Source organism: Lacrimispora xylanisolvens, from assembly GCF_002934545.1.
Lineage (GTDB): Bacteria > Bacillota > Clostridia > Lachnospirales > Lachnospiraceae > Lacrimispora > Lacrimispora xylanisolvens.
On the sequence record NZ_PTJA01000004.1, the window covers coordinates 1 to 13,643 of the forward strand.

General features: G+C 33.5%; 7 protein-coding genes. 1 reads left to right on the forward strand and 6 read right to left on the reverse strand.

What is annotated here, in order from left to right; translation table 11 throughout:
• Positions 1 to 693: 693 nt before the first annotated feature.
• The 6 genes from BXY41_RS08020 to BXY41_RS08045 form a co-directional block, all read right to left on the reverse strand.
• Positions 694 to 1,758, reverse strand: a complete 1,065-nt coding sequence (locus BXY41_RS08020; protein ID WP_104436318.1) for a pentapeptide repeat-containing protein — start codon at positions 1,756 to 1,758, stop codon at positions 694 to 696.
• 651 nt (positions 1,759 to 2,409) lie between these two features.
• On the reverse strand, positions 2,410 to 4,257 hold the full coding sequence (locus tag BXY41_RS08025; protein ID WP_104436319.1) for a P-loop NTPase fold protein: 1,848 nt from the start codon (positions 4,255 to 4,257) through the stop codon (positions 2,410 to 2,412).
• Positions 4,258 to 4,387: 130 nt separating this feature from the next.
• Positions 4,388 to 8,947, reverse strand: a complete 4,560-nt coding sequence (locus BXY41_RS08030; protein ID WP_104436320.1) for a hypothetical protein — start codon at positions 8,945 to 8,947, stop codon at positions 4,388 to 4,390.
• A 300-nt stretch (positions 8,948 to 9,247) separates the two neighbouring features.
• Positions 9,248 to 10,501 carry a recombinase family protein gene (locus BXY41_RS08035; RefSeq protein WP_104436321.1) on the reverse strand — a complete coding sequence of 418 codons (1,254 nt, stop codon included), beginning with the start codon at positions 10,499 to 10,501 and terminating at the stop codon, positions 9,248 to 9,250.
• 433 nt (positions 10,502 to 10,934) lie between these two features.
• Positions 10,935 to 11,438: an SF0329 family protein gene (locus BXY41_RS08040; RefSeq protein ID WP_104436322.1), complete on the reverse strand. Its 504-nt coding sequence runs from the start codon at positions 11,436 to 11,438 to the stop codon at positions 10,935 to 10,937.
• A gap of 102 nt (positions 11,439 to 11,540) precedes the next feature.
• Positions 11,541 to 12,191 (reverse strand): TetR/AcrR family transcriptional regulator, encoded by a 651-nt coding sequence (locus BXY41_RS08045; protein WP_104436323.1) that lies wholly within the window; start codon positions 12,189 to 12,191, stop codon positions 11,541 to 11,543.
• Positions 12,192 to 12,307: 116 nt separating this feature from the next.
• Here BXY41_RS08045 and BXY41_RS08050 point away from each other — a divergent pair, with 116 nt between their 5' ends.
• Positions 12,308 to 13,558: an alpha/beta hydrolase family protein gene (locus tag BXY41_RS08050; protein WP_104436324.1), complete on the forward strand. Its 1,251-nt coding sequence runs from the start codon at positions 12,308 to 12,310 to the stop codon at positions 13,556 to 13,558.
• The last annotated feature ends 85 nt before the right edge of the window (positions 13,559 to 13,643 follow it).

Here is a 13,643-nt window from a genome sequence, read left to right on the forward strand (position 1 = left end):
TTCTGTGTGAAAAGTTTGTTAGAAACTTTTCAACTTTACACCATTATCTCAATTTTATGAGGAATCCAAAAGTAGACGGGTTATTTACCATTTACGAATGATCTGCTTTTAAGACAGTGGTGGTATTTTATATTTCGTTTCCGGAGGTTGCCAGTCTTCTCCATATAATGCCCTGCATTGCCTTAGCCCAATATTTTTATTCGTGGTCGCAGATTCACGTTATTTTGGTTGTGTATATAGAACTAAGGGCATCAGGATTTTGATTTCCTGATGCCCTTGTTTTTTTCTTTAATTTTGATTTTGAAGGTTTCATACTCTGAATAACCTTTTGTCATCTATGAAAACGGGTCAATATTTGCACTCTTCAGCCTCAAATTTTGCCTGATTTCCGTCCAATAACTGCAACATCTTGTGGTCAAAGTACCTATTTTCCATTTCGACCACAATTCTGCATCATTATTATACACTCAACGTGCCTTGAGTGTACAAAAATGATGCCCATTGAAGCTGATACCCCCTTGGCGTCATGACTAATTTCTAAACAATCACTGGAGTAGACCTTTTTATTACTTTGCAAATTAAATGAGTGCTTATCTCCTATAGGCTTTATTCGATGCAATTCTCTCATCTTACCAACCATAGTATGCCAGACAATTGAGAATTATCCGTCGAGTATAACAACAATAAAGGAGCTCACTTCAAAGTATCCTCACGCTGATCAATAATTATCTTCTCTAATATATCTCCAACCTGATTAGGTTTATATGTCATAATAGGCTTGACCCAATTATATTCTAGCAAGTCATTAAACATCCCATATTCTTTATCACCACATACTATTAATGGATAGAAAGTGACTGATGGGAGTTTAGGTACAATTGTAGCAAGCTCATGCCCAATGCTTCGGACGCTGCTTAAATCTGCAACAACAAATCGAGCCATATTCGCTAATGTAAATACAGTTTCTGTAAAGTTCCGTGACGATGGTTTTTCAAAATCAAACATTACTGGTATATAGTCATAGTCCCGAAGCTTTTCTCTTATTTCATCTAAAACTATTTTTCGCTCAGGAGAAAAGTTACCAAGTATCAATACCACTTTTGAAGTAAGTGTATCAATGATGCTCCGCAATTTTGTGTTGTTGATCATCAAATATATAAATTGTGCTAACTCTATATTATCTACAGTTATCGTTGGTTGATCATCTTTCGTTATAATCAGGTTCTTTTGAGTTGAATTATCTAAGTTTAAGTCCCATGAAGAAATACCATATACAGAGCATCCAATTAGCTCAGTATCAGAAAAATTGTTTGCTACAAAAGTAACATGTTCTAAAGCAGTGTTTATAAATTTTGACCCTTCAAATGAAGTATCTTTGGCTGAACAATACGATAAATCAGAATTTTCAAATATACAGCTACTAAAAGTTGCTGAACCAATTTTCGAGACACGCATATTTACATCTTTAAAAGTGCAATCTACAAAATACGCATCAACAAGATCAGCAAAAGTAATTTTTGCACCATCAAAACGGCATTCATCAAAAAAGCAGTTGCGTAGTGATGACATATGCAAATCTACATTAGTAAAATCGATACCGTAGAAGCGTGGCAAATCATATATGTCTTTCTTATCTTTCATTAATTCATTTACAAAGTTAACTTCTCGTAAACTCGGAGTTTGTTCTGGATACTTTCTTCTCCACTCATTCCATGCCAACGCATTATTTTTTAGCAGTTCAACAAATTCTTGTTCCACACATTCACCTCCATTTATTATCGCTAACAAGTTCTTAGCTTCGTATCATAGTCATAGAATCAAAATTATACCTCTGAATTAAATAAGTTTCCATAAACTAATAATCATTGCGAAAAGTATACGACCATTTCTTTCATAATTCAGAAAAGCTTTGATTCACTGGGATTTCCACTCTCTATCAGACGAACAGGTTCAACATGCCCAGAGGATATAGAAAAGATGATGGATGAAGCTAGTAAGGGGTCTTGGTAAAAGTGTAACTCGCCTTGGTTAATTATTTATTCTTTGTCTACAATCATCGCTACAATTCCCCCAAAATATCTGCCAGCTTAATTCCTTAATAATCATATGTATATATAATCCCATTATATCCCATAAACTCTTTTGTCTGCTCAATTCGCCCTCCCATAACACCGTCTTCGCTGCCGTAAACGACACCACATAAGAATCTTAGTTCATGTTCTGAGCTATATTTTTTTCCTTAAGTACCCAAGGTAAAATAGAAATCGTAAATCTATGAAAATTATCGCTTGTAAAATTAACTTCAGATTTATTCAAATATATTACAGGAAAAATTTGTCTATATCCACTAACTTAAATTTTAAACATAGCCATTTGCATCTAAGCATATTTCCTTTCATAAAATTAAAATCACTTAAAATTGTCTATAATCTGTTGTACAGCTTGCTCAGAAGTTTCCCCATTAGAAAAAGTTTTTTCAGTGTAATATATACCTAAATCCTTGATCTTTTTTAATAAATCAGTAATACACCTACTTTTTTCACTTGAGTATGACCCGGCCTCATTGTAAAAAGCATATCTTCTACCTATGCCTGAATCAATAATAACCAAAAGCGAATATTCTTCATCTGTATACCATGTTTTCCCACCATCTCGTACTCTTTTCAGCCATATTATTTTATTAATATTAAAGTAATTTGATATTATTAAATGCTCCATTGCTTCTTCATACGCCTCTGGCTCATTATCTCCTAACTTGACCAGTTGAATTGTACCTATACCATTAGTGTGAGTTCCCAGTCCTTTCTCATAAAAAGGATAAAAACTCTCAATTCTTATTCTATTATTTAGTGTTACCCTTTTATTTAAATTATGATCATGGGCCTCCAAGCTCTCCCATGAATTATGTAAATACATATCCTTATCATACCCTATGATTATCCTATCATTTTCAAATTTAACCATTTTCATCTCTAAGCTATCTTTATAATTTCTAATGCATTCCAATATTTCATTTGCCTCAGGATATCTGTTTGTTCTGACATTATTAAAATAATCAGTAGCTGTAGATATCTGACATTCTTTTATGTCAAAGATAAATTCGATGAGTGCTTTAACATCAACTTTGAGCATATCTTTTTTAAACATTCTCATATCATCAACATCCAAGTCATATCGAATGCTCTCTATAATATAGTGAAACAATCTTGCCTTATATAATAAAGCAACGTGTGCAGAATCAAACAAATTAAGTCTGAAATGTGTCTTGTAATTAATATTTATTATTCTGGTATTTCCAAGTGAAATATAATACAGTACATCAGCATTACATAGCTCTTCTTCACAATGTTGTCCAAAACAATACCTTAGTGTTTCTTCATATGACATATTTGATAAATAGAAGGCTTTTATAAAATAAGTAAATAGTAAACTGTCTCTTGATTGCATGAAAGCTTTATACATCTTTTCATCTGTTAGAAATATACTGAAAATCTTAAAATTAGTTAATAAATCTTTATATTGATTAAATATTTCATCTAAAAACGTTGTACTACACTTGTCCACTTCATCAAAAATAAAACTTAATCTGATACCTAAACTTTCAAACTCATTTAATAATTGTCTAAATAATTCATGTGGATCTTCTTGCATATCGTATTCAATTTTTCTTTTCGTATTTGACTCTGATTCAGTCTTAGTATTATTGCTACTCGTTTGCCCACGTATTAATTTTCCTATTAAAGGTAATTTAAATGCTCCGGCTACATCAACTCCAACTTGTTCTTCTTTTGTGAAAGAACTCGTAATGCCTTCATTAAGTGTAGATGCAACCTCTTCTTCCCAATGAACTTGTAAATTTCCAGAACATACAAGTTCTATTTTTCTTAGCTTGTTATAAAAGACATTTATAAGGCTGTTTTTATCTGTTGAAACACGTAGCAACTCTTTAATCAGTAACAAAAATAATTTATTAACATCAGCCACACGAGTGGAATTTAATTTGATTGTAACATAAGATTTTTTGAATATTTGATCCTCTAAATTTGATAAAGTAGTATTAATAAAACTTGTTTTCCCAATACCTTTCATACCCGATACTAAATAGCAACCATATGTGTCCTCTTTTATGAGGTTTTGCAATTCACAAATCTGTTTTTTTATATTTTCGGCAACAAAAAAGAAACCCGTTTGTTCCTCCGTTATTGGTTCGATAATATTATTAGCTCTATAAGAACTTAATGAATACTTTCTACTCATAATTTACCCTTTCTCTAAATAAGCTTATTAAGCAGATATACTGTATTAATTTTCATTCCACATCCTCCTTTCTACATAATTTTACAATGCCCTCTGTATGACATGGAGTGTACGATAGTACTAACTATTTTCACCTATCCATCATCTCCTGACTCAATTTCCTAACTGGCCCTATTTGCTTTTCAAACATCAAATCCCATAAATCAAGACATTCTTTTGCAATGTTCTTCAACTCAGGTTGATATGAACCGCATGTCTCATCATATAATCCAATTACTAACTTAGAAATTTCATCTTCTATTTCCCAAATACCCTCATCCTTATCATATTCATTTTGTAATAAATGATAGCTCATTGACATTATAATATCTTTGTAATCAACCACTGATTTTGATTCCTCTTCAAGATAATGTACAAATGAATACACTGCCCTACGGCTTAAACCAGAACTCATAATATCAATCAAAAATTCCTTATCTCTAGTTAAATCTATGAGATTATCATAAAATAACCTTGAAATCGGCATTTCTAAATCTAAAGCACTTGTCTTAAAGTTACGTATAATATCTTTAGCCAAAGAATTGTATCCATCTTTATTAAAATAAATAACAGCCATATGAAGAACCGCTTCTGCCTGTATTTTACTCATACTATCTACATGATTCATTTCATCAACAAATTCATCTTTAAGAATAAACATTTCAGCTAAACTATATGCTCCTGTTTTAGTTAATTCTTTATCTTCAGAGTCATAGCATTCTTTTATAATTTTCAACACACGTTCACGATATTGGGGATACAATAGGAAAAACATATTTTTCGAATCATAAAAACCCGCTAGTCTATAATCTTGCTCATATAAATTTAGGATTTTTGCAGATGCCCAATCTCTGTCAATATTGTACACAGGCCATAGCGAAAATAGGCTTGAATATTTTACTGCCGGATTTTCATCCGATGCCAATTTTTCAATCGTATTTTTAAACTGGTCAAAAAGAGTATCATCTTTCCATAATAAATTTGCGATTGCTTGGGCAGTCTGACCTCTTACGCAGTTTAATGCATTACTTTGTAACATTTCAAAGCTATGCATTTCTTTATCTTCACTATTAGTTACATTTGGTTTATCTATTTCTGGATTCTTATGATTTACTGCAATTTTCTTAATAATATCTAATATTTCCTGTGACCATCTATCATCTGCTCTTTTTTCAATAATCGTGCAAATATAATTTGCTCTAAATGAAGTATAATCGCACGGATAACTTAAAATCATTGTTTCTAGCAATTTTAAAGGCACTTTATCCAATTGCTTACTATATGCCACACCGCTAATAAGTGAATCTATATACACATCCGGAATTTCTTCACTATGAGAAAGAACCAATTTTATCATTCGTTCCGGTTCTTCAGAAGCAACATTATTAAAACTTCTGGAAAATTCTTCAATAGAACTTTCTATAAACCCTCCTTGGACCTCCTTCCAATGAGAATGCTTTTTATGGTTTATTTTTTTATTTGTTAATATTTCTAACCACTTTTTATCATTTAATCTTTTCCCTCCTATGGGTGAACTTACCCATCCACTATGTCCATCTGTATATTTATACAGAGTAGATTCACTAGAAAATTTACGTTTTAAGATTCGTATTAAATCTTTTGCCTTATTACTCAAACGATTATTTGGAAGAACTTCTAGGATTTCTTTCTGCAAATCACCCCAAAAACTCCAATATACCACATACCCATTATTCTCTTTATTGCAATTAATTCTACGTTGATATAAATCTTTCGCTTTCGGTGACACATAGTTGATAACAGTTTCCTCTAATACCTCAAAAACATTTTGCCTACAAGATTGAGAATGCTTACCCAAAACTAACTTGACAAGCAATAATTCATCACCATTACCACTTGTCTTATCAAATATGTTATTATTAAGGTCTTTACATAAATATTGAATAACTACATCACTATATACTTCTGGTAAACGGTATAATGCATCTAATATAATTTCATTGAATAAATTATTCCCTATGCCCATATATTCTTTATAACATTCCAAGAACACTTCTGGATTTAAGTCTATCAAAGCTGCATTCGCTTTCTTTATAATTTGAATGCATGTTCTTTCAAGACCTCTTTTATGAAAACATCTCCCAGACCAATCGCTAAAAGACGATATTTTATCATTCTCCATTGGTATATTTGGTAATAATAAATTAACAACATCGATACTATTTTTAATTAATATTTCTGAACCTTCCTGTAAAAATTCTTCTTCATACCTGTAAATACTTTTACCCTTACTCTTAATTTTATTTTCCAGTAAAAAAGCAAACAATCGTATTGTTCTCATTTCACAATTTTTAAGCATTGATTTAAAATCCAGGTATGCATCAGCCATTTGCGGATACTTATGATAAAATTTCATCCGCAATTCAAACATTTCATCTGTATCTTGATTAATATCGTGTAAAAAGCACCGAGAGAATTTGTTATCATCTTTCTCTGACAGAAATGCATGTTTTTCTATTAATAAAACATCCTTTATCTCATATTCTGGGCGTATACTGAAAAGTAAGTTAAATACAATATCCTTCTTTTCAGAAGTATCGAGCCATTTATCCAAAATGCCACAATCTCTAAGCAATTTAATAAACAGAGGTTTCGAATATATGACATTATTAATAATATGTTTACTGTATATTCCATCTTCGCAATTTTTTATAATAAAATTCTTTATATTTTCATCTAAAATATCTAGTTGATTTAATACTTCATAAAACACAAATTTAATACTATATCTAATTTTATCTGAAGTTAAAATCGTTTGACCTGCATTTAGAAAATCCTGACTATCAAATTCAATTAAATTTTGCATTAACATTTGTACCTGATATCTTCTTCCTGGTGTTTGTTTTTCTTTGTTTCCGATAATTTCAACTATATCTTCACCCGCATAGTATCTCATAAACATTTTTTCAGTTAAAAAACAGTCTAATATAGATTGATGTGCAAATGAGACTTTACTGTCTTGAATTACCAAAAAACCGTTGGAAGATAAAAATTCCAAACACGACTTATTGACTTTCAGTATATTTAAGGGAATACATATCCGACCTAAATTATCACACCACATTACCAGTATTTCCTTTGTCTCATTTATATCTGTTTCACTAATTCCCATTTCAAAACATTTTACTGATAACTGTATCCACCATTCAGAAACTAAATGATTTGCTGTAGAGCATTCATTATATTCTTTCCTTGGATCTAATTGATGCCATATGTATAAATTACTTGGATTTCTTAATATTTCTTTCAATTTACCAGTTAAACTTTCATAACGTTTCCCAATAATTAATTTTACAATATCCTCGCTCAATTCATGAACTTGAATTTTATTCCAATTGATATTTTCGCTTTTTTTATCCTCCTTTTTAAACAACGCCCTGATATTATTGTCATTCTCTAAGTCGTATGTTCTACATACGAAAACAATAGATATCTTATATTTTCTTTCAAAATTTAATTGTTCTACTTGATTTATAATTTGAGTGCACACTAATAAAGCATCTCTGGAATGCGCTTGTGTCCAACGCAATGCATCTAACTGATCTAAAATAATTACTGCTCTTTCATTTTTAGATACACTATGTATACAATGAACAATGGACGCTGGTAATCCTAAATCCCAGCCCCATTTTTGAGCATTCCCATTGGGGATACGTTTATCTAATTTTATAGCCAAATATCGAATTGATCTTTCCAAACAATAATCAATAATATCCTCTGTGCATCCACTTTTTCCTCTACCAGCTTTTCCATGTATTATTAAAGAATTTCCTAAGTCAATTGCGTCTCTACAAATAGAGAATTCATTTCTTTTCATTAGTTCATGATTTATTGGAATGAACACTGATCTATATTCCTTGTTCAATTCCAGTAATCTTGGAATAATATGACTATCCATGGCTAGATTTTTTAGTTTTATATCTTTTTCTTTTAAAAACGCGTACAAAACAGAGTGATTTATTTGTTTCCCTAGAATATTCCCATCTACAATCCATGCAATAAATGTATCATAGATATCTTCTTCATTCCCTACAAATAAATAATTAATTTTAGACAATATTATTTCTTTCAATTCTGAATCCGGAAATTGACGATACGTTATTCTTTTCAAATACTCAATACATTTTATTAGTCCCAATTCTTGTTCTGTATCTATATTCATAACTTTACAAAAATTCTTAAAAAAATTCGATAATTCTTTACTAGAATTCAATATTTGACTATTATAAAAATCTTTAGGGTTATTGTTTGTATTCTTAGCTCTTTCAATTAAATCTTCTAATAAAGTAAAAGATAGAGGTGATACTAAAGCGACTAAGTTGGATTTATCCCTATCTAGCTGAAACTTCCAATTAGTAAAAATATTTCTTGCATTAGTAGTGCCAAAATCCCAATACTCCTTACTTCCATTTCTCCCTTTACATTGCTGCCCCTCTCTGCAACCATTCCTGTTACCAATCCATACATCAATACCTTCTTCATCATCACCAAGTGCTTCTAAAACAACATAATCTAATTTTTCTTCTAATACTCTAAGCATTTGGTATACTACCCATTTGATTTCAAATTTATTTCCACTTTTATCAGCTCTTCCTCCCAATTCATATGGCATACCAAACACCTCCGAGTTTTTTATTACTAGATTCCTTATATAAACTTTTTACAATAAGCACAATATACCAATATAAACATAATAAAATTATACCATTTCATACATATAAATACAATTTCTTTATCAGGCACTAATTCTCCCACAAATACAACGTTTTATGCTAACTTAATGAATCAGATTATTTTCACCAGTGTCTTATATAGAACATGATCGAATCTCTGAACTATCTTTATAAAACTATGGTTTTATTTATATTGAATTACTCTATACATACTAATCACAAACAGCTTTCTATTTATATTAAAACAACTTAACATTCAACTTTTTCTCATTTCTATAACATATTTCTAGATAACTCTCAAAAATTAAAATCTTCTCAATGGAATTTCGCACTGTATCTTCATTATAAACATCATTTTCACATACCATTTCACCTAAAACTTTTTGAATCCAATCTTCATTCAATGTGGGAGAATTGAAGCATACCTCTTTGCCTTTTTCAATTCTCTCTGCACATCTCCAAACTACCTTACCTCTTTCCGTTCTCCTTCGAAATGATGCTCCGCAATCACCACAGACAAGTAAATTTCCCAAAAGATATTTTCCATTATATTTTCTGGAATTAGACTCCACTGTACCATCTGCTTTACGAACTAACCTTACCCGTTTAGCCATTTCTACCTGCACCTTGTCAAATTCTTCACCAGATACAATAGCTGGGTGACTATTTGCTACATAGTATTGATTACGTTGCCCTACATTTCTTGCTTTTTTACCTATCATAAAATCTTCCGTATAAGTCTTTTGCAGCATAGTATCACCCTTATATTTCTCATTCTTGAGCATTTTCTGTATAGTTGTCGTATCCCAATACTCGTTACCTGTAACAGTCTTAATTCTCATTGCCTCCAGATAAGCTTTTATCTGCCCAAATGATAAACCCTGTAAATACAATTCAAATATCTTTCTGACAACCTCAGCCTGCTCCGAAACAATGACGATTTCACCATCGACACAGGTATATCCCATAAAATTCTTATACTTCGTGAAGATATCACCTTTTTCAAATTTGCGTTGAAAGCCCCACTGTATGTTTTCGCTGATATTTCTGCTTTCGTCCTGTACAAGCATGCTCCTAAGTGTAATTTCAAATTCCTTGTCTAATCTGATAGAATCTAAGTTTTCATTTTCAAAATACATGTTTATTCTCCTCTCTCGCAAATATCTTACTATTTTTAAAACTTCCACAGTATCTCTTGATACTCTGCTGATAGATTTTGTTATGATATAATCAATTTTCCCTTTTGCTACCTTCTTTAGCATTTTGTTAAGTCCGATTCTTCCACTCCTCCTTAATCCGCTTTTACCCGCATCATAAAATACACCGGCAAAAATCCAATCCGGATGCTCTGATATCATCTTTGTATAAGATTTGATTTGCCAATCAAGGCTACGCTTTTGAGTTGGACTTAATGTACTGACTCGACAATACGCTGCAACTTTCAGCTTTTTAGGTTCTGGTGGTTTAGGTGGTATGAATATAATCTTTTTCATAAAGTAATTCTTCGGCATTTATGTAAAATGGGTGACCCCATATAATTTTCTATTAAAAAAGGACGTGAAAGTTTCCACTCCCATGTCCTTAATTTTACCGTATTTCTATTAATTTTTCTTCGATTATTTAACTGTTTTTCCGTTGCAACAGGATTATGGATTCCACATGCGTTGATGCTGTGATAATGATTCCTGAAAAACGCATTTCACCCTTGGCGTAGGCATAAAATTGACTAATGTTTATAGAAGAAAGATAACTGATGGAGCCTTGAGCTTGTCAACTAGCATTTACTTACGCCTTTTGAAGCTGGTTGGACCTTGGCTAAACTGAAAACCAACCGCTAGGCAGTTAGATGCTACGCTAGCCGCAAAAATCACACTGGCCATATTTTTTATTACTTACAGTAGCCACCGTGCAGTCTGTTCTAATTCTTCATAATAATCTTAACCTATAGAACTGTTGAAGCCATTCATTTTGCTCTTCCATCGTTTCTTTCAGCTTTTCGAGGCTTCTTTTACCAACTCGTCTATCTAAAACAGCAAACATCCTTTCCAATGGATTTTCAGATTGTATGCTGTCCTGAATACTTTGATTTCGGTAATTCTCCAACGACTTACAGAATTCATTATCCGTATATTCCTGTCTTGATTGCATTGGAACAGTATCCATGAGTGCCCAAAACTCATCCCAATATTCGATTATACCAAAGTAATTTGAATCCATTTTATATTCGTTTTCTATAAAATAAGTATTTACTGTTTCCCAAGAGAACTGCTTCACCATTTTATTATCAATGTAAACTTCGAAAATATGACATCCATCCATACCAACATAAGTAGTACAGTTATACCGAATTCGTCCGTGCAAACAGTCTGCAAGCATTTCTTTCTCAAGATATTTTCGCATTCCACTCCATGATCCTAATATTTTACCCATTCAACTCCTCCTAATTCCAAGTTTACCGGCGTAAACTGTTGCTAATCTTAAAGCAATAATGAGACCAATTCCATTTGCAAGACCTAATCGGCACCTCACCTGCTACAGGGAATTACGAACCAACGGTAAAAAGATATCGTCAACGATTTCCATAACTCTTTCGTTAGAAATTGGTTCATGGGTTGTGAGAACTTCATACCGAATCAGATCCATTGGCAATGATATTATCCGATTTTTGATTTTTTTGAGATCAACTTCACCGCGTGCCTCCGCATTTGTAAGAATGGTCATCATAATCCTATCACTCTCATCAGATATTGCACCTATTTTCAACGGGAGAGACGTGGACAATTCCATGCCAAATTGATCTGCCATAAGTCCGTGCAGGGTTTCCGCTCCAATACCTTTCATGGTTTTTGTGATATTGTAAAGTAAATCCAGCAAATCGCTTCGCAGACTTCCTGTATTGGGAATAACAACGTCCCGCTCAGATAATTGCTTTTGAAGTGACGCAATAACGAGTTCAGATTTTTTTGGCCAACGGCGGTATACCGATGGTTTATTTGTCTTTGCACGAGCCGCGACCCCTTCCATCGTCAGATGAGTATAGCCAACCTCGGCAAGCTCAGCCCAAACTGCCTGTAAAATATCATCTTCAAGGATTTTTCCCCGGCGTCTTGAATTCGGATTGTTCTGGCTCTTATTGACGGATTGTTCAAAATCAGAGGGATGTACTCTTTTTTCTTCTTTCATATCCTATATCCTCCTCCTTTATAAATTATTTTACTTTGGTATTGCAATTTTTACAAGCATATAATATAATAAGGTACGGTACGTACCGTAAAAAATATAAAAGGAGGTTAATTTAAATGGCAAAGGTAGAATTGAAATTAACACAACGCTTAAAAACCAAACTTTTTTTTGATGATGAGGACATGGATTTTGATTTTCAGTTGTTTCTAGCAAACCTTGAGAATCATGGTGCCTCAATCGGAGAGATATTTAACACTGCCCGCAGAATTGATACCAAGAATGAGTTGAGCTGGAAAACAGAATTTGTGAAAGAGGCAGAGAGGGTTGAAGCCCTGGCTGAAAACTGCTTGAAGAAAGGACATCGAATCAGCGCTGGAGACGCGTTCCTTAGAGCCTTCACCTACTATCGGTCCGCTTTTATGGCTATATTGCCTGAGGAGGACGATTTTAAGCGTGTCTATCATAAGTCCGTCTCATGCTTTAGAAGGGGGCTGGACGCAAAGGCTAAACTCATCCCCCACGAGTGGGTGACCATCGAGTACAACGGGTATAAGTTCCCGGGTTGCTTTTTAAAGGCTGATAATACCGGCAAGAAAAGGCCTACGATTACGATGCACAACGGCGGAGATTCACATTCCGAGGATCACTTCTTCATGTATGGGCAGGCGGCCATTGATCGTGGATACAATTGCTTGTTATGGGATGGTCCCTTGGATACGGGCGGAAGGTTCTATGAACCTGATGCAACGTACAAAACATTCGGTAGAAAAGAATTAACAGGTGCCTATAGGGCTGCTGTTGACATGCTGATTGCCCGCCCGGATGTCGATCCGGACCGTTTGATTTTGACTGGTGAAAGTTATGGTGGCGCGAAAACAATGTTCAACGCGACCATCGACGACCGTTTTGCAGCAGTCATTCCAAATTCACCCATTTATTCGGCACCGAAAATGGTAAGATTCATGAATGAGAATCTACCTGTCTTTGAGGGTGTAACCAAGGAAGAGTCCAACGCGCTCCTCAATAAGATGCCGTTTTTCAGCCGAAATACATTGAAAACCTTAATCTGGTACAATGGATTTGACAGTCTTCTGGATTGGATACCGGCTGCAGAGGAATTATTTGAAACAGACTGTAAAAAAATCACTGCACCGTTCCTGGCCATGTACTCTGAAAGCGAGAATACGCAGTTTCGCGAGCAGGCTGAATATGCTTATAAGCATGTATCCAGCAAAATAAAAGACATTATCATGACGACTGTTGCGGAAGGCGCGGATCTGCATTGTCAGGTCAACAACTATGCAAAAAGCCAACAGGTGATGTTCGACTGGTTGGATGAACTTTTAGACTACCAGGTAGAAAAATAGGTCCTACTAGAAAAGTTGAACATCACAATGATTGCAAGACGGCAGTCTCCATGAGACTGCCGTCTCAGACTGTAGACAAAGTCCG

Coding starts and splice junctions, on each gene's coding strand:
- BXY41_RS08025 (WP_104436319.1), bottom strand. CDS start 4,257: ATGAGTAGAAAGTATTCATTAAGTTCTTATAGAGCTAATAATATTATC.
- BXY41_RS08035 (WP_104436321.1), bottom strand. CDS start 10,501: ATGAAAAAGATTATATTCATACCACCTAAACCACCAGAACCTAAAAAG.
- BXY41_RS08040 (WP_104436322.1), bottom strand. CDS start 11,438: ATGGGTAAAATATTAGGATCATGGAGTGGAATGCGAAAATATCTTGAG.
- BXY41_RS08050 (WP_104436324.1), top strand. CDS start 12,308: ATGGCAAAGGTAGAATTGAAATTAACACAACGCTTAAAAACCAAACTT.
- BXY41_RS08045 (WP_104436323.1), bottom strand. CDS start 12,191: ATGAAAGAAGAAAAAAGAGTACATCCCTCTGATTTTGAACAATCCGTC.
- BXY41_RS08030 (WP_104436320.1), bottom strand. CDS start 8,947: ATGCCATATGAATTGGGAGGAAGAGCTGATAAAAGTGGAAATAAATTT.